This window comes from Paenibacillus intestini (assembly GCF_030803945.1).
Classification (GTDB): domain Bacteria; phylum Bacillota; class Bacilli; order Paenibacillales; family Paenibacillaceae; genus Paenibacillus; species Paenibacillus polysaccharolyticus.
In genome coordinates this window covers 71,180-89,971 of the sequence record NZ_JAURUN010000011.1, presented here as the reverse complement: position 1 = coordinate 89,971, position 18,792 = coordinate 71,180, and the positions used below count along the sequence as shown (strand labels likewise).

Sequence of the window (18,792 nt, the reverse complement as noted above, 5' to 3'; positions counted from 1 at the left end):
TCTGCACATTGACTGACTGATGTAGGTTAGATGTTTCCGATGAAGCTCCCGCAATGGTTACTTTTGTGGTCGTTTCCTGAGTCACAGCGATCCCTCCAATACACATGCGAATTCATCGATCTCTTCTTTGCTGCGTCGTTCGGTGACCGCAATGAGCATATGTCCTGCCAGTTCCGAATATTCACGTCCGAGTTCATAACCGCCGATGAAGCCTGCATCCAGCAGTTTCAGCTGAAGAGCATCCACATCGGTTCCTTCAGGGAGCTGGACGACGAACTCGTTAAACGTAGGGGCAGTAAAAGTGAGTTTCACTCCGGGAATAGCTGTTAACGTATTTCGTGCATAGTGACTCTTCTGCAAATTCAGATCAGCAACATCAATCATGCCTTGTCTTCCCATAGTAGACATATAGACAGAAGCACTAAGCGCTAATAACGCCTGATTTGAGCAGATGTTAGATGTCGCTTTTTCGCGGCGAATGTGTTGCTCGCGGGCTTGCAGCGTCAGCACGAAGCCTCGTTTGCCGTTGCGATCGGTCGTCTGGCCGACGATTCGACCAGGAATCCGGCGCATGTGAGCCTGGGACACGGCGAAGTATCCGCAAGTGGGTCCGCCGAGCGAAGCGGCGATTCCGAGGGGCTGCGCATCGCCTACAACGATGTCGGCGCCCAGCTTGCCTGGGGCTTCCAGCAAACCGAGCGACAGCGGGTTGGCGCTCACCACGAGCAGCCCTTTGTGCGTGTGCACAAGGTCGGCAGCCTGTTTTATATTTTCCACGGCACCAAAGAAGTTCGGGCTCTGAATCATAACCGCTGCGGTATCTTCCGAAATGGCCGTTTGCAGGGCATCCCAATCGGTAACCCCATCTTTATAACCAATCTCTACAATCTCCAGACTCAGTCCATGTGCGTACGCCTGCAATACTTGACGGGCTTCAGGGTGAACGGTGCGAGATACAATAAGCTGTTTACGACGGGTAGCTGCGGCGGCAAGATTGCCAGCTTCTGCAAAAGCCGTTGCACCATCATACATACTCGCATTGGCTACCGCCATACCTGTCAACTCGCAAATATATGATTGAAATTCGAAGATAGCTTGTAATTCCCCCTGACTGATCTCAGGTTGATAAGGGGTGTAGGCTGTGTAAAACTCCGAACGGGAAATGACATGGTTGATGACAGAAGGGATGTGATGGTCATAGATGCCTGCGCCGAGGAAGCTGGCGTGTGTTTCAAAGTTGGCATTGGAGCCAGCTTGCTTTGACATATGGCGAGTTAAGGCATATTCATCCAGTTTGGAGGATACAGGCAACTCGCCTTGGTAACGAATTTCCTGCGGGATATCTTTGAACAAATCTTCAAGTGTATCCACGCCGATCGTGGCCAGCATAGCGCTCTGGTCTTGTTCTGTCATGGGGATGTAGCGGTGCTTGCTCATGCTTGCTCAGCTCCTTGGGTAGGTGTCTTTGACGTACGTGTCCGTTTATGAAAAGGGGCCTTGACGACCTCGGCTTTTAGCTTTTTGCCACGAATCTCAATCTCCAGTGGTGTACCCAGTGCAGTATATTTGCTGTCAATCAGGGCAAGCCCCAGATTACGTTTCAAGGTTGGCGATTGTGTACCGGTTGTCACTTCACCAATCTGAACGCCATCCGCATAGATCGGGTAATGGGGCCGCGGTATGCCACGCTCCAGCACTTCGATACCGATCAGCTTGCGGGCAGGGCCGTCATTTTTTTGTTGCAACAAAGCTTCGTGTCCGATAAAAGACCCGGCGTTCAGTTTCACAAACATGCCCAGCCCTGCCTCCAGTGGAGAGATGGTTGGTGATAATTCCTGCCCGTATAAAGGCAACTTCGCTTCGAATCGCAGTGTATCACGTGCACCAAGTCCTGCTGGAACGAGGCCTACATCAGCACCGGCTTCCATCAGTCCGTTCCATACAAGAGCTGCCTGATCAGCTGCAACATACAGTTCAAAGCCATCTTCTCCGGTGTAACCGGTTCGTGATAGCAGCAGCTTTACTCCGCATACCTCGGCATGCTGTACGAAGCGGAACGGTTCGATGGAGCTTGCATCTATCTCTGAACCTGTAACCTTCGAGAGAATATCGACCGTTAAAGGGCCTTGTAGCGCCAGCAACGCCGTTTGCTCGGAATCATTGGTCATGTTCACCCCAGGTATAATGTGCTCCTGCAACCATGCCCAATCCTTGTCGATATTGGAGGCATTGACGACCAGCATGTAGTGTTGCTCCGCGATTTTATAGATAAGCAGATCATCCACTACACCGCCATCGGGATAACACATCAGTGTGTATTGTGCCTGACCTGGTACAAATGCGGTCACGTCGTTGGTTGTCATGTTTTGCAAAAAGGCTTCTGCCTGTTCACCAGTTACGGTGAATTCGCCCATATGGGATACATCAAACAGCCCGGCGCGCTCGCGCACGGCTTCATGCTCTTTTTGAATACCGCTAAACTGCACTGGGAGCTCCCAGCCGCCAAAATCAATGCAACGTACACCTTCATATTGCGCGTATAGGGGGAAGAGTGGTGTTCTTAATAAATCAGACATCCAATCACCTCGTCATGGGCCGTAGTAGGCCAAGTATGAAAACACGTTCTGTGAGCCAGATCATTAATGCTTAAGTAATTTTAGTAATCGAGAGTTAACAGCCGTCTGTTTTACATTTTTTCATTGGTTATGTTCAGTACGATTCTAGAACCTGCAATTCATTTTTTGGGAAAAAGGAAAAGGACAGGCCAAAGAACCGGCATGCCAAGTAGCACGCTGTATTCTTAGGCTCTGTCCCTTGTACCTGAGAGTTACCCCGCCGTTTATTCAGACAGGTTTCCCCTTGGGTGATCATAACGTCCGTATAGGACGATTAGATGCTCTCCAGAGTTGCGTCCTGTAAAAGTCCTTTTGCCTGAGAGATTCACCCCCGCTTGTCGGTGGTTTACTCCTTCGGCGCCGCCTCATGCACATCCCCAAACCGGGTGTACGGGCAATCTCTCCCTTTACATTCATCCGCGGTTCATACGTAGTCCAATTTACTTCAGTTGCTCTTCTCATTAAAACGTGAATCCACTCCTGATGTCAAGAACGATATCATTGAAATTGTGTAAAATACGAATATTTAATGTTTATACTATATTAATGTTCGGTTATTTTAAAAGAGTGCGCTTACTATTCTAGTATTCACCATTATATGCAGAAAGAGTAGTGTGAGGTTACACACGAAGAGGTATCCAAATTTAAATAAATTGTGAGCTAACTTGACATTTGAATCTGAAATATCATACGCTATTGTCTGGGAAAAAGGTTAAGGTCAAAGAACGCATGCACTCATTAATGAAAAGCGAGGCGGATATCAATGAGCGAATTGAGAAATGATTTCCTGTACAGTAAAGAGCACGAATGGGTGCAAACCGTAGGGGAGGATACCGTACGTATTGGCATTACCGAGTTCGCGCAGCATCAGCTGGGTGACATTGTGTTTGTAGAATTGCCTGATCTTGAAGCCGGTGTAAAAGCAGAAGACAGCATCGGTACGATTGAATCCGTCAAAACGGTATCTGATCTGTTCTCACCTGTCAGCGGCACCATTGTTGCAGTGAATGAAGCTTTGCAGGATTCGCCAGAACTGGTCAATAGTTCTCCTTACGAAGAAGGCTGGATGATCGAAATCCGTGTCGATGGAGATGTAACTGCTGCATTATCCACATTGCTGAATGCGGATGCATATCTTAAACATACCGAGTAGTGGAATAGACTGAATCGTCGAGTTGATTTGTACTTATTGACATATATATGATCTTACTTGAATATAAAAATCTTGCTATTTAAACCTGCGTGAGCTATGAGCTCATGCAGGTTTTTTTTTGCTGTTTTTTTCTGCATATTGTAGGAATTTAAGTAGGAGTAACTTAAAATCATGAATAAAAAAAATGCAAACGGACCAAGCTATTTTATTGCTTTGTATGTTGTATATGAATAAAGTCATAGGCGAGAAAAGCCTTGGGTATCAAAGGGTTGAGCATATATTCCTAATTAAAAGCGACTACATAATCCAATGTTGTCATCATTGTTCATGACGAAAGTACGCTTTCATTTGATTGAACAGGAAGGTTTTCTCGCTTAGGATTACAGCAGGGGATCAATGATACCCCTTTCATACGAAATAATGACTTGATTCAAGGAGGATAAACCAATGAGTAATTTGGATCAAACATCCAATTCCAAAGGTGGGTTACGTGTTGGTGTGCAACGCTTCGGACGATTTCTGAGCGGTATGGTCATGCCCAATATGGGAGCATTTATTGCTTGGGGATTAATTACAGCGATGTTTATTAAAACAGGATGGTTTCCGAATGCGACAATAGAGCAGCTTGTAGGGCCGATGATTACTTATTTGCTGCCGCTACTGATTGGTTATACCGGGGGTACGATGGTGCATGGCACGCGTGGTGGTGTCGTCGGGGCGATTATGACCATCGGTGTCATTGTCGGAACGGATATTCCAATGTTCCTCGGGGCCATGATTGCGGGGCCTTTCGGTGCATGGGTGATCAAGAAGTTTGATAAATCCATTGAGGGCAAGATCAGAGCCGGTTTTGAGATGCTGGTCAACAATTTCTCGGCAGGAATCATCGGTGGTATTTTGGCCATCTTTGCTTTGCTCGGTATCGGGCCAGCAGTTGAGGCCGTTAGCAAAGTTTTGTCTGCAGGCGTGCAGGGTTTGATGAATCTGGGCTTATTGCCACTCGTCAATCTGATTATTGAACCGGGTAAAGTATTGTTTCTGAACAATGCCATTAACCACGGGATCTTAACGCCAATTGCAACAGATCAGGCAAGAGAATTAGGTAAATCCGTTCTTTACATGCTTGAGTCTAACCCGGGACCGGGACTAGGTATTTTGCTCGCTTACTGTTTCTTCGGTCGTGGAATGGCGAGATCTTCTGCACCTGGTGCGGTTGTCATTCATTTCTTCGGCGGGATTCATGAGATTTACTTCCCGTACATCCTGATGAGACCTATTTTGATTCTGGCAGCCATCGCCGGCGGTGTTGCGGGTACGTTAACGTTCATGCTAACTGGCGCGGGATTGGTTTCGGCACCATCACCAGGCAGTATCATTGCCTATTTCCTGTTGACGCCAAAAGGTGGATATATCCCAATGCTTGCCGGGGTTATCGTGGCAGCGGTGGTTTCCTTCCTGATTGCCTCTCTGTTACTCAAAACGGGTAAACAGAAGGAAGAGGATCTGGAAGAAGCCTCCAGTCGAATGAAAGATATGAAGAGCCAAGGCAATACAGCAAACGCAACCATCACAGCGGATAACCATGAAGCGAACAGAGCAGCGGATATCGCAACTTCCGTTGCATCCAAGGCAAAAGCAGATGTGAAAAAGATTGTTTTCTCCTGCGATGCAGGTATGGGGTCGAGTGCAATGGGTGCTTCGATTCTGCGCAAAAAAATGAAAACCGAAGGAATTGACGTTGCTGTAACTAACACAGCGATCAGTGAAATTCCGCAAGACGCAGACGTTGTTATTACGCAAAAAACACTAACGGATCGTGCACGTTCGGTAGCACCTAATGCAGAGCATATATCCATTGACAACTTCCTAAAAAGCCCGGAATACGATGCGCTTGTTGAACGTTTGAAGTAAAAGGGAGCAGACTGCGAACCAGCTTCAAACAAGGGCAGCCGTTTTCCCAGAGCCGGAGGCTGAGATATGAGTATTACCAAAAGACAACGTGAAATCGTGGAATTCCTGTTGGAACATCCCCATGAAGTCACGGCGGGTGAAATTGCCGTTGAAGTAAAAGTGAGTACACGTACCGTGCATCGTGAGCTGCTGATGATTGAACAGTGGCTTGAACCACTCGGTATGCGCCTCGAAAAAAAGTCGGGAACCGGAATACGCATTGATTCCGGTTCAGATGACCTCAGTGCATTACGCCAGAAACTGGAGGGTAATGAATATGTAGAGTTTACGCCGGAAGAGCGTAAGCTCTTCATGCTTTGCATCCTGCTGGATGAAGCTGAGCCGGTCAAACTGCTTGCTCTCGCTTCGGATCTGAAAGTGACTGTTTCGACGGTCACCACCGATCTGGATGATCTGGAGTCACGCATTCGGCAGGCGGGTCTGAAGCTTGTTCGAAGGCGAGGCTATGGTGTCAAAATCACCGGAAGTGAAGCGATTCATCGCAGAGCCATTGCAGCGCTTGCTTTGGAAGTACTGGATGAGTCGGATCTCTTTGGTAGACAGCCTGAGCAAGGAGGCTCCATCGTTAATCAAAAGTTGCTCAGTATGATTGGTCACAGCGATGTACTTACCATTGAAAATGCACTATGGCAACCGGATATCGAATGGCTTGAAAAGATACCTGAGCGGCAATACATGAAATTGCTCATTCAGTTATCGGCTGCTGTGGTTCGGATACGTAAAGGGTTTAATATAGAACGTTCTTCGTCGGGTGCTAAGACGGCTGAAGGCGCTGAAACCGTGGCGGAGCAGAACGAGCAGAGAGTGGCAGCTTTCATGGCTTCGCGACTCTGCAGTGTTCTATCCTCACAGCTTGAAGTCAGCTTTTCTGGTGAGGAGCAAGCCTATTTTCACCAATTGCTTACGGAGACAGAACAGCAGATTCATTCTTCACGACTGCTCCCGATCGATGATCTGATTCTGATGGACAGGGTGCATTCGCTTACGGACCAGATGCAACAAAGAACAGGTTATGCGTTTCATGAAGACCGCTTGCTACGTGAAGGTTTAATTGCACATATGGTACCGGTAATGGAGCGACTTGAAGGGCATCAGATGATACGTAACCCACTGCTACAGCAGATTCGTAAGGATTATGACACCCTTTTCGAACAAGTTAAAAGGTCTGTGTTACATGCATGGCCGGGAGCAGAAGTGCCGGATGAGGAGATCGGTTTTCTAGTCATGCACTTTGGTGCATCCATTGAACGGTTGCGAGCGTTGAAGCAGGAAATTCGGGCCATCGTTGTATGCAACAGTGGCATTGGCTCCTCGCGCATGTTATCCAGCCGGTTGTCGAAGGAATTTCCGGAGATCCAGATTATAGACAGTGTCTCTTGGTACGAAGCCGCACGAATGCCTACCGATGAGTATGATCTGGTGTTGTCTACAGTCGATTTACCGATGGAGGAAGATCAGTATTACAAGGTCAGTCCGCTATTGACAGCCGAAGAAAGCGAGAGCTTGCGACATTTTATCAAAACTACAACGTTACAGCGGCAACATCGCAAATCCCGCGACATGGGCAAGGAGACACCCACTCGTAGGATCTCCGATGCGGACGGAATGGAAGCAACGCTGCTTGAAATTGTACGCATTATCGGTAAGTTTCAGGTACATGCAATGGATAATGCGCATCTTGATTTTGCTCAAAGTGTGCTTGGGATGTGTAAGGTTGCACATCGCTCAGGCATATTGAAAGACCCGGGCGAGGTCGCCAAGTTGCTTGAGGTTCGCGAGTCGATGGGAAGTCAGAAGATTCCCGGGACGCAGCTGGCCCTTTTCCATACACGGAGTGAGAGTATCTACAAGCCGTCCATCAGTCTTTTTCAACTAGAGGAACCTCTGCTTCGAACAGCGGAGGACCCGGAAGGTGTCAGTCATGTATTACTGATGCTGGGGCCAAAGGAGTTGTCCAAAGAAAGTTTGGAGGTGCTCAGCGAGATTAGTGCACTGCTTCTGCAAGAAGAGATGATTACACTGCTGGGCAAAGGAAACAGGGATGAAATCATCCATTACCTTTCCCGTGAACTGGTTGGGTTCTATCGCAGTAAAAATGAAATTGGAGGTATTTAACATGAGTATGTTAACAAAAGACAAAGTCATCATGAACGCGACGGCTCAAGATAAATATGAAGCGATTCGTATGGCAGGACAGATTTTGAAGGATGCAGGTCATATCACTGCAGATTACATTGACAAAATGATTGAGCGTGAAGAGATTGTATCCACTTATGTCGGCAATGGACTGGCTATTCCGCATGGTACAAAAGAATCCAAAACGTTCATTCTCTCGACCGGTATCTCGGTAATTCAGTTTCCGCAGGGGGTTGATTTTGGAGAAGAAAAAGCTTATATGGTCATTGGCATCGCTGCACAAGGCGGCGAACATATGGAAATTCTGACGAGCATTGCAGTAATCTGTGCCGAAGAAGAGAATATGGAAGCACTGCGTTATGCGAAAACTGCTGAGGAAGTAATCACCATTCTAGAAAGTGAAATGGAGCTATGAAGGCCCTCCACTTTGGCGCAGGTAACATCGGACGCGGATTTATTGGTTTGATTCTGTCCCGTGCCGGATATGAAGTGACGTTCTCGGATGTAAATCAGGAACTAGTGAATGCTCTTCGGAGGCGCGGGGAGTACACCGTAGAGCTTGCCAATGAAAGCAAAGATCAGGAGACCGTAACCGGAGTAAAAGCCATTGATGGACGGGAGTTGCAGACAGTTGCTAAGGCCGTGGCAGAAGCTGACCTGGTTACAACCGCAGTTGGTGTAGGCATACTAAAGCATATTGCACCAGGAATCGCAGAAGGTCTGGAGCAAAGAAGACGTGCAGGTTCTGTACAAAAGCCGTTGCATATTATCGCTTGTGAAAATGCCATCGGTGGAAGCGCTCAGCTGAAAGAGCATGTGTATGCTTTGCTGGATGAGCAAGCTCGCGGGTTTGCTGATGAATATGTTTACTTTCCCAATTCGGCCGTAGACCGGATTGTCCCCATCCAGAATCATGAAGACATGTTGCATGTTCAGGTGGAGCCTTTTTACGAGTGGGTAGTGGATCGCTCGCAAATGGCACCTGCATTCAAACCAATGGATGGTGTTGTTTATGTGCACGATCTGGAACCGTACATTGAGCGTAAGCTGTTTACTGTGAATACGGGACATTGCGTTGCGGCATATATCGGCTATGTGCACGGATATGATACCATTCAGAAGGCTATTGCCGATGAAAAGGTGAAATCCGTGGTATATGGAGCACTGCAGGAAACGGGTCAGGTGCTGGTGAAACGCTTTGGTTTCAACCCGGAAGAACATGAGCAGTATATTGTAAAAATTTTGGGGCGGTTTGTTAATCCTTATCTGACCGACGAGGTAACCCGTGTGGGGCGCTCGCCACTACGCAAGCTTTCCCCGAATGATCGTCTCGTTCGCCCGGCACTTCTGGCGTATGAAGAAGACATGCCAGTGACACATCTCGCCATGGGCATGGCGGCGGCCTGCAAGTTTGATGTGTCTGATGATCCCGAAGCGGTGGAGCTACAAAGCATGATCCGCGAAAAAGGCGTTGAAGCCGCATTATCGCACTATACTGGTATGGATGAGAATCATCCGGTACTGGTGGAGGCAGTGAAGCAGTACAAACAGATGTAATCGGTTTGTATAACAGTAATCGAAGTCTGGCATAGTGTATTGAAAGCTCAGCGTGGATCCACTAAGGCTGGGACGTTAGCAAGTTTATCTATCTGTTTATACAGAAATATAGATGGAATAGAGATACCAAACGTAATAACGAACTTAAGTCTCGAATATAAAGAAACCATCCCTTCAAATTCATGATACAGTTCCATTTGAGAGGGAATGGTTTCTTTTATTTTTCGATCCTAGTTAACAATCGGCTCTTCATATCGCTTTTAGCGAATAAGAGCTGGTTATAGCAAAATAGTTACTCATGCTCACGTACATAGTTCTCCAAACATTGCTGACAAATGCATGACTTGCCGCGTTTCTCGGCTGGAATGCGTTCAAACACACCTTCGGGGAAGGAAACATGGCCGCACCAACATTCCGAATGTGGTTTACCTTCAGCATAGGCACATCTGCGCTGCAAGTACCCGTATGAGAGTAACATATGCACAGGTTGATTTTTTAAATGCGTGGGCGTGCCTTCATTCTTCCGGTGGTAGCTCAATTTGTAATCCCTCTACATGCTTGCGCCCCATGAGTTTGCGTTTTTTGCGGTTTTCTTTGCTTTCCAGCACAATGTCGAGATCATAATCGGCTGGATACAACTCATCAGCAGAGATGTGCAGACGCAGACGTTTCTTATGAATTTTTAGTTTGCGGCCCCGAATCATGACCCCGATCTGTCCACGGTTATCCTCTTCTTCACTTACTATACCTGCCTGATCCAGATAGGCAACGTAGACGCGGTCTCCTTTACGAAAAGCACGTATTGGTGCTGGTGCCGAATTGGAGACGGGAGGCGCACCGTTTGGAGATATAGTCTTATTTGGGACGGTCGTATGTGCATTTTGCTCTATAGAATCAGTGTGTTCCATAGAGACAGGCAAGGTAGTGTGATGTTCACTATCTGTTTGTGATTGCGATTCTTTTGCAACATCTTGCATCATGTTCTTCGTGAGAGCTTCATCCACAACAGATTTGGAACGAGCGATGATATGCTGGGGCATGCCCAGCTTCAGCGCGATCGAATATGCATAGCTTTCACCGGCTTCTCCGATCCGAAGTCGATACAGAGGTTGGAGAGATGCGGTGTCAAACTCCATGCGTGCATTTTCAAATCCAGATGTGGCTGAGGCAAAATGCTTAATTTCCCCAAAGTGTGTTGTAGCTACCACGGTTGCTCCGCGGTGATGCAATTCCTCCAGCATAGCAATGGAAAGTCCTACACCTTCTCCTGGATCTGTACCTGATGCCATCTCGTCAATCAGTACAAGCGTGGAAGGATTCGCCTGCTCCAGAATGGTAATCATATTCCGAATATGCGCTGAGAATGTGCTGAGTGCCTGCTCAAGACTCTGTCCATCGCCAATATCCACTGCGATCTGTTCATACACGGCCATTTCACCTCTTTCATCCACAGGAACAAGCAGCCCAGATTGCACCATGAGAGTGAGCAGCCCCAATGTTTTGAGAGCAACGGTTTTACCGCCTGTGTTCGGGCCTGTAATGATAAGGGACGAGTAAGTGTATCCGATGGAAAAATCAAGCGGGACCATGGACGGCCCCATCAAGGGGTGTCTCGCTCGTTGCAGTTTAACTTTACCGTTGCTATTAACGCGTACGGATCGACCATCTATAGCCGCCGCATATTTTGCTTTGGCAAACAGGAAGTCAAGCACGCCAACGGTTTCTGTATTCAGTGCAATTTCCCGGCTGTACGATTCGGCCAGGGAAGTCAAGTCTCCAAGGATTTTCATCTCTTCCCTGGACTCCTCGGCTTGCAGTGAAGAGAGTTCTATCTGCAGTCCTGACAGCTCGGCTGGTTCGATATATACGGTTTGGCCGCTACCCGATTCGTCGAGTACACTGCCTTTAACCTGTTTACGGAACTCTTTTTTAATGGGCAGTACGGTTTTTCCATTTCGCTGGCTCACGACCTGCTCCTGCATGATCGAACGGTGCTTGCTAACCAGTGAATCCAGCTTGCGCTTCATGCGTTCCTCATGCACGGTCATTTTCTTTCGAATCCGTAAGAGTTCCTTGCTCGCTTGATCCTGAATTCGACCGTTGTGGATACAGCGTTCGATTTCACTTCGTAAGGGTTCTATAAGCATCATAGATGATGCATAACGACTTACGATGGGAGCGATGCCGGATTTACTCTCCATATACTTCATCAGTTGTGTGCAGCTGTGTAGAAATTGCGCGAGATGACTGAAGTCGCGTTCACTGAACAGATATCCCGTGCCAAGCAGGTTGATAATCGTTTCCATCCCCTCCAGCGAAGGGATGGGCACGCTCGCCCCAAAACGGACAAGAGCTGTGGCCTCCGCAGCTTCGTCCAGACGCATCTGAATCAGATGCACATCGGTCATCGGTTTGAGTTCACGGGCATAACGTTTCCCCAGATAGGAAAGGGCGCAGTCAGCAATATTTTTTTGAATATGATGGAAGCCAAGAATGGTTAGGGTTTGTTCGTTTGAACTCTTGATATTTGCCGTCTTGCTAGCGTCATTATTGTTGTTCATGTTTAAATCTCTCCTTCATGTAAAATGTTTTTTGTTGTGCTTATATAAATTGAGCTATTCATTTACACGGAAACGAAGAGGACAGAAAGGACCTGGAGAAGCGAAGCGTTCGCCTTTATCACCAGATTTTATCCTTTCTAAAAGGGAATCAAGAAAATCTGGGGATAACAGCGATTGGAAGGTTATTCTGTCATCGGAGTGCATGTGTGAATAATCTTTAGTTCAATTTATATAGTCAAAAATATTTCTCATGGAAAACACAAAAAGGGCGGAGAATGAACAAACGTCATTCTCCGCCCTGAACGTATGGGAAAGCAGAGTCCATAAAGAGAGTCTATACAAAAAAAATCCGCGCTGAACACAGCGCGGCAATAGACCCGGACATAGGCAATCCCGGAGGCGATGTTTGATTTCCGCTGTTCTTAACTAAGTACAGGGATCTGACGCATCATGAAACACACGTATGCCTTGACGGCAAAAGTGTCATGAAAAGCCAAACTCCTGAATATGAAACTTGATTAGTTAAGAACGCTCACCGACATCAAAATCTCTCCTTCGACCTGAGGAATATACATGTAATATAAACTGGAAATCACTTCAAGTCAACAAATCTGAATAAAGATGTGGACTTGATTATGATTGGGTTTTAAAATAACAATAGTAATTTAATCCAATGTAAGCGATTTTTTATAAAAGGGAGATGCTCTTCTTGCCTAAATATCTACTGCGTCTACTCTGCTTTACGATGATTCTTGGGGCATTGCCAGTCATTGTGATTGGTTCCGTCTCGTATACGATTGCCTCGCGTGATATCGAACAGAAAGTGCGCGAGAGTAATCTTCAGATACTACATCAGACTCAGATGCGAGTAGAACAAGTATTACGAAGTTTACAACTGTCCTCAATCCAGTATGTCAATTCACCTTTGGTGCTTCGTGCAATGAAGCAACCGCTGAATAGTAGCGAATTTCAAGAAATTCGCGATTTGACATCCGGTTTTAACAATCTTCAGGCGGTCACAAGTATTGATCAGGCTTACCTTGTAAATCTGGAACAGGACTGGGTCGTATCGATGCGTTCATTTGGTAAAATCAATGATTTCAGCATTCGAGACCGAATCGGAACTTATCTTACATACACCAACAGTTTGTTCTGGGTGACTCAGAATAAAAGTTCATCCAAAGAGAGTGTGCCTGTATCTGCTGGCATGGGTGAGGCTTTAACGGAACAGGCTCCTACCTTGATCTCTTCTGATAATGTAGTCAGCATGGTTTTTAAAATTCCGATGGTGCCCACAAATGTGAAACCGAAAGGGTTCCTTGTCATTGATATTGCGGATGCAGAACTGAGCAGCTTTTTGAGCCGGAATCCGAATTCGGGTGATTTGTATGTTCTGGATAAAGACCAGAAATACTTTCTGAATGACACGAATTATGGAAATAAATACGATCTGCTCAACCAAGACATTCAGGAGAGGGTTCAGACAACGGGGGAAGCACAAGGTTTTTACAGCGCAGAAGTGGAGGGCAAACCCGTAGCCGTCAGCTACAGGCAGTCTCCGCTAAACAGCTGGTTATACGTATCGGTTGTTTCGCTTGGACAGATTACAGCCCAGTCACAAAAAATCGCAGTGGTGACCGGTGTGGCGACGTTAATCATGTTATTGGTGACAGGGCTTGTGGCCATCTACGGTAGCCGGCGTATGTACTCACCAATCTCTAGACTGTTGCAGTTTACAAAAGGGTTAGATTCTCCGCTCCCTCCAGCTGGACGCCGTCAGGATGAGTTTATTTATATTGAGGAACGCTTGTCTACCCTGTTCAGTTCGGAGAGAACGATGCGTGAGCAGATGAAGGGGCAACATGTGCATCTTCAGGAGTTTTTCATGACCAAGCTGCTGACAGGTAAAATATCGGAAGAAGATTTCAGATATCAGGGCGAATTGTATGATTTCCCGACCGGATGGTCACATCTGGGCGTGCTGATGCTTCAGATTGATACGCTTGAAGGCACGAGATATGAGGAGCAGGATCGGGATCTATTGCTATTTGCGGTCAATAATATGGTAGGTGAGTTGATTCCTTCCGAGATTCGGTTCACACCGGTCATGCTAGATGATGCGCAGGTTACCGTGCTTGCTTCTGAACTGAGTGATGAGATACAGCTGAAGGAATGGATGCACACACAGGCCGATTGGATTCGTGAACGGGTTGTAACCTATCTGAATCTGCCAGTAAGCATAGGTATTAGCCGGGCTTATTCCAGCATTGGAGATACGCCTAGAGCCTATCAAGAGAGCAAAGAAGCGTTGCAAGGCAGAGTCAGCTTGGGTAGCCGTATTATTTTACATTATGAGGACATCCAACCAAGAGGTCAGGTGGAAGCTGCGCTGTATACGCAGTTACGAATGATCGAAGATCAGTTGGCTTCAGCGATCAAACAGGGAGACGAAGAAAAAACAGATATCTATTTTACACAATATTTAGGATTACTGGCGGATAAAAAGCTGCATTTCAGCGAGTATCCAGTCATTATGGTGCAGTTATTGTCACGGGTATATCAACTTGTGCAAGAGCAGGGCGGGGATGTGGCAGAAGTGCTTGGTGAGAAAGCTTCCATGGCATACTTGCTGAAATTATCTACACTTGATGAGATGACGGGTTGGTTCCGTAAGCGTTTATTTCTGCCTGTGATTCGTTACTGGAAGGAACAAGAGGAGTCACAATATATGAATATCGCCCGCCGGATGATTCGACTGATCGAGGAACGGTATGATCGGGATTTATCGCTGGAGGCTTGTGCCGAGGAGTTGAACTTTCATCCGGTCTATCTAAGCCGGGTCTTCAAGAAGGAAGCGGGTGTTAATTTTACCGAATATCTAGCAGAGTACCGCATGGAAAAAGCCAAAACGTGGCTACAGACGACAGATTTAAAAATATCGGAAATCGCCGAAAAATTAAATTACACGAACCCGACAGCTTTTATCCGTACATTTCGCAAAATAACAGGAACAACTCCCGGCAAGTACCGGGAGCAGCAACGCTAGAGAACATGGCCTGCTCTGCCCCCATGGCAGGCAGGCTTTTGTCGTTCAATTTAACTTTCTTTTTGAGCCCATTCGCAGCTTATAAGCCATAGTTAAACCAGGAACATGCAGGTTGAAAGCAGTTCATTTCTAGTAGCGCCAGCCATTCTTAAGTGGTTAAAACCCTTGATACACAAGGAAAAACAAGAGGCTAAAACGAGATGATAGCCAGTGATTCGATTATCCGCCACAATGGAGACATGAATTCAGGAAGTGATCTTTTGTAATCGTTTCCAACGTGGGGAGGAAGACACTATGAAAGCCGAAACGGCTGCTCGAACAAGGCCCGCTACCCGCAGTGACAAAAACCTGCTCTGGAGGGACGTCATCAAAAACCGGTGGCTGTACATTATGCTGATTCCGGGAGTGCTTTACTTTGTTATCTTTAAATACATACCGATGTATGGGATTACGATGGCTTTTCAGGATTACACACCGTACAAAGGCATCCTGGGGAGTGATTGGGTAGGATTCAAACACTTCCAGCGTTTTTTTGGAGAACCGCAGTTCTGGACCTTATTTAGAAACACGTTTTTACTTGCGATTTATAATCTGGTTTTCTTTTTTCCATTACCTATTGTGCTTGCGCTCATGATGAATGAGGTTAGGCGGGAGCGGTTTAAACGCTTCGTGCAGACACTGGTTTACGTTCCACACTTTGTTTCCTGGGTTGTTGTGGTTGGTGTGTTCTACATGCTGTTCACGACTGAAGGCGGTGCAATCAATGAACTGCTCTACAACCTGACGGGACAAAAAATTGCCTTTCTGCTTGAACCAGGATGGTTCCGTACGATGATTGTAGGACAATCCATTTGGAAAGAAGTAGGCTGGGGCACAATTATCTTCCTGGCGGCACTCTCTGGCGTAGATACGCAGCTTTATGAGGCTGCTCGGATTGACGGTGCTAACCGCTGGCGTCAGACCTGGCACATTACGTTGCCAGCGATTCGGAGTACCATCATCATTTTGCTCATTTTGCGTCTGGGTCACTTCCTGGATACAGGCTTTGAACAGATCTTCCTGATGCTGACACCTACTAACCGTGACGTGGGCGAGGTATTTGATACCTACGTATACACGAAGGGGCTTACCCAGGCACAGTACAGTTATAGTGCTGCTGTCGGATTGTTTAAGTCGGTTGTCGGACTGGCGCTAGTGCTTGGTGCCAACACGTTAGCCAAAAAATTCGGGGAGGAAGGCGTCTATTAATGCAATATTGGCAGACGCTCTTCATCAGACAGGAGTGAACATTAGATGCAACAGGACAAAACATGGAGCAACCGGATCTTTGATTTTGTGAATCATGGCTTGCTGCTTTTGATTGGTATTGTGACCGTAATCCCGTTCATTTATATTTTGGCTGTGTCGTTTACCAGCCCGCATGAAGTGGCCAAAGGAGGATTTATTCTTTTTCCGAAAGAGTTCTCCTTGGCAGCTTACCGTTACATTTTTTCTACGGATACATTGATTCGAAGTCTCGGTGTATCGATCTATATCACCGTTGTGGGTACGCTAATCAACTTGCTGTTTACATCGCTTATGGCTTACCCGCTATCCAGAAAGTATTTGCGCGGACGCCAGCCGATTCTGCTGGGTGTACTCTTCACGATGCTGTTCAGTGGCGGTATGATTCCAACGTATTTCGTCGTTAAATCCCTGCATCTTACCGATACACTCTGGTCTTTGATGTTGCCAACGGCTATCAGTGCCTTCAACCTGATCGTACTCAAAAACTTCTTCCAAGCCATCCCGGATGAGCTGGAAGATGCGGCCAAAATCGATGGCTGTAACGATGTCAGCGTTTTGTTCCGCATTGTGCTACCACTCTCGATGCCAGCCATGGCTACCTTTTCACTCTTTTATGCCGTGGCACACTGGAACAGCTTCTTCAGTGCCGTCATCTATATCAACGACAGTGAGAAGTGGCCTGTACAAGTCTGGCTACGTGAAATTGTCATTTTGGCACAGAGTCGAATCGGAGATACGAGCATTGAAGAAACCGAAATTCAGCCGCTTACGATTCGCATGGCTGTTATCGTATTCTCTACCATTCCGATTATGCTGGTCTACCCATTCCTGCAAAAGCATTTTGCCAAGGGAGTGATGCTCGGTTCGGTAAAAGGCTGATTAGTGCAGTGTGTGGTGTGAAGCGTATTACTGAATTGTGAATACCAGTCTGTGACTGTATATCAAAAAGGGAGGTTTTCATGAATGAAGGCAACAAAAAAGAAAGCCGTAGCTGTTCTGAGTACACTGGCTCTGGTGACCGGTTTGCTGGCAGGATGCGGATCAGATGAAGGTCAGGCTGCCGAAGGCGGCGTACAGAATGTATCTATCGCTATTGCACAGGTGGGTGACGTGCCGAGCAAGGGCAACGATGTACAGAAAAAAATTGAGGAATATACCAAAACCAAACTGGACATCCAGTGGATACCGGCATCTGCGTACAATGACAAAATTAATGTCATGATCGCCTCCAGCGACATGCCGAAAATCGTAAAGGTGCAATATAACCCGACGGTAACGAATGCGATGCGAAATGACGTATTTTGGGAAGTCGGACCTTTACTCAATGATTACAAAAACCTTTCTGCCCAAAACGGACGTTTCTTTGACAACATCAAGGTTGAAGGAAAAATTTATGGCGTGCCGGTATTCTCCGATATTGCACGGGCAACTGTTATTTACCGCAAGGATTGGTTTGACAAGTTGAATCTGAAAGTACCAACAACACCGGATGAGTGGTATGAAACGATCAAGACGTTGTCTACTTCCGACCCGGATGGCGATGGACAGGCGAATACGTTTGGATTGATGTTGTTCAAAAAGTATAACGAAGATCAGTATTCTTTTACGACTCGTCTTGGTGTGAGCTTTGGCGCACCGAACAAATGGAAGGTTGAGAGTGATGGGAGCTTTACACCAGAATTCATGACACCGGAATATATGCAAGTGATGGATTTGTTGAAACGTTTGTATGAAGAGAAATTGTTGAACCAGGACTTCGCTGTATTTGATTCAACGGAAGCGGAGAAAAAGTATGATTCCGGTGTTGTCGGCATGCGTGTAGGTGTGGCACAGAATGGTAAGAGCCAGCAGGAACGTCTGTCAAAAAATAATCCGGACGGTGTTGTAGATATTGCCGGTCTGTTAGGGCCAAATGGTGACCGTGTAGCTGGACAGACAGGTAACTCGGGTATTCTGGCTTTCCCGAAAGCAACGGTAAAATCGGAAGAGGAACTGAAAAACTTGCTCTCCTTCCTGGATAAATTGATGGATCCAGAGATGGCAACGCTGCTAATGCGTGGTCTGGAAGGCAAACATTACACCAAAGTCGGAGACAACGAAGTGGAAATGAGTGATTTCGATGCTTTCCAGCGTGAAGTGAAGCCATATCGGGATAATTTCCCTTATGTTGATGGTTACAATGTACCTAAACTGAAGGACACCGAGCTTGGAGAAAAAGGAACAGCTTTGGTGAAGGAACTGGCAGAACATGCAGTACCAAACCCTGCATTGACGTTGTATTCTCCAACATATGGTGACCGCGGAGCAGATCTGGATCAGATGATTGCCGATGCGCAAACCAAATACATTATGGGCAAGATCGATCAAAGCGGCTGGGAAAAGGAAATTGAGAATTGGGCTAATGCAGGCGGTACCAAAATCCGCGAGGAATATGCCGAGGATTACAAAAAACAGGCTCAATAAGGA

At 46.7% G+C, this 18,792-nt stretch carries 13 protein-coding genes and 2 riboswitches; of the genes, 9 read left to right on the top strand and 4 right to left on the bottom strand.

Annotated features, from left to right (window positions below):
• Positions 1-81: 81 nt before the first annotated feature.
• Together gcvPA and gcvT are read right to left on the bottom strand one after the other, a co-directional pair.
• Positions 82-1,437 carry an aminomethyl-transferring glycine dehydrogenase subunit GcvPA gene (gcvPA, locus tag J2T16_RS23695; RefSeq protein ID WP_336122020.1) on the bottom strand — a complete coding sequence of 452 codons (1,356 nt, stop codon included), beginning with the start codon at positions 1,435-1,437 and terminating at the stop codon, positions 82-84.
• Positions 1,434-2,576 (bottom strand): glycine cleavage system aminomethyltransferase GcvT, encoded by a 1,143-nt coding sequence (gcvT, locus tag J2T16_RS23690; RefSeq protein ID WP_336122021.1) that lies wholly within the window; start codon positions 2,574-2,576, stop codon positions 1,434-1,436. Before gcvT ends, gcvPA begins: the two co-directional genes overlap by 4 nt.
• A 229-nt stretch (positions 2,577-2,805) precedes the next feature.
• A riboswitch (glycine riboswitch) is annotated at positions 2,806-2,906 on the bottom strand.
• A 3-nt stretch (positions 2,907-2,909) separates the two neighbouring features.
• Positions 2,910-3,032, bottom strand: a riboswitch (glycine riboswitch).
• Between the two features lie 346 nt (positions 3,033-3,378).
• On the opposite strand from gcvT, the gene gcvH reads away from it, so the two are divergent.
• The 5 genes from gcvH (at position 3,379) to J2T16_RS23665 (ending at position 9,432) form a co-directional block, all read left to right on the top strand.
• Positions 3,379-3,768, top strand: a complete 390-nt coding sequence (gcvH, locus tag J2T16_RS23685) for a glycine cleavage system protein GcvH (RefSeq protein ID WP_253491815.1) — start codon at positions 3,379-3,381, stop codon at positions 3,766-3,768.
• Positions 3,769-4,215: 447 nt separating this feature from the next.
• On the top strand, positions 4,216-5,679 hold the full coding sequence (locus tag J2T16_RS23680; RefSeq protein ID WP_499019392.1) for a PTS mannitol transporter subunit IIBC: 1,464 nt from the start codon (positions 4,216-4,218) through the stop codon (positions 5,677-5,679).
• A 66-nt stretch (positions 5,680-5,745) separates the two neighbouring features.
• On the top strand, positions 5,746-7,854 hold the full coding sequence (locus tag J2T16_RS23675; RefSeq protein ID WP_499019391.1) for a BglG family transcription antiterminator: 2,109 nt from the start codon (positions 5,746-5,748) through the stop codon (positions 7,852-7,854).
• Between the two features lies 1 nt (position 7,855).
• Entirely contained in the window at positions 7,856-8,290 is a 435-nt protein-coding gene (locus tag J2T16_RS23670; RefSeq protein WP_090915471.1) for a PTS mannitol transporter subunit IIA, read from the top strand.
• Entirely contained in the window at positions 8,287-9,432 is a 1,146-nt protein-coding gene (locus J2T16_RS23665; protein ID WP_221787307.1) for a mannitol-1-phosphate 5-dehydrogenase, read from the top strand. The genes J2T16_RS23670 and J2T16_RS23665 overlap by 4 nt, the downstream gene beginning before the upstream one ends.
• A 292-nt stretch (positions 9,433-9,724) precedes the next feature.
• Here J2T16_RS23665 and J2T16_RS23660 read toward each other — a convergent pair whose 3' ends face one another.
• Positions 9,725-9,910: a cysteine-rich CWC family protein gene (locus tag J2T16_RS23660; protein ID WP_499019390.1), complete on the bottom strand. Its 186-nt coding sequence runs from the start codon at positions 9,908-9,910 to the stop codon at positions 9,725-9,727.
• A 37-nt stretch (positions 9,911-9,947) separates the two neighbouring features.
• Positions 9,948-11,993, bottom strand: coding sequence for an endonuclease MutS2 (locus J2T16_RS23655; RefSeq protein ID WP_336122025.1), 2,046 nt, complete (start codon positions 11,991-11,993; stop codon positions 9,948-9,950).
• Between the two features lie 709 nt (positions 11,994-12,702).
• Here J2T16_RS23655 and J2T16_RS23650 point away from each other — a divergent pair.
• From J2T16_RS23650 to J2T16_RS23635, 4 genes are all read left to right on the top strand, one after another.
• Positions 12,703-15,039 (top strand): helix-turn-helix domain-containing protein, encoded by a 2,337-nt coding sequence (locus J2T16_RS23650; protein WP_221787296.1) that lies wholly within the window; start codon positions 12,703-12,705, stop codon positions 15,037-15,039.
• A gap of 294 nt (positions 15,040-15,333) precedes the next feature.
• Positions 15,334-16,287, top strand: a complete 954-nt coding sequence (locus J2T16_RS23645; RefSeq protein ID WP_090915459.1) for an ABC transporter permease — start codon at positions 15,334-15,336, stop codon at positions 16,285-16,287.
• A 45-nt stretch (positions 16,288-16,332) separates the two neighbouring features.
• The gene (locus tag J2T16_RS23640) at positions 16,333-17,205 is read left to right on the top strand and encodes a carbohydrate ABC transporter permease (protein ID WP_090915457.1); all 873 of its coding nucleotides are present in this window, start codon (positions 16,333-16,335) and stop codon (positions 17,203-17,205) included.
• An 84-nt stretch (positions 17,206-17,289) separates the two neighbouring features.
• Entirely contained in the window at positions 17,290-18,789 is a 1,500-nt protein-coding gene (locus J2T16_RS23635; RefSeq protein ID WP_090915455.1) for an extracellular solute-binding protein, read from the top strand.
• Positions 18,790-18,792 lie beyond the last annotated feature (3 nt).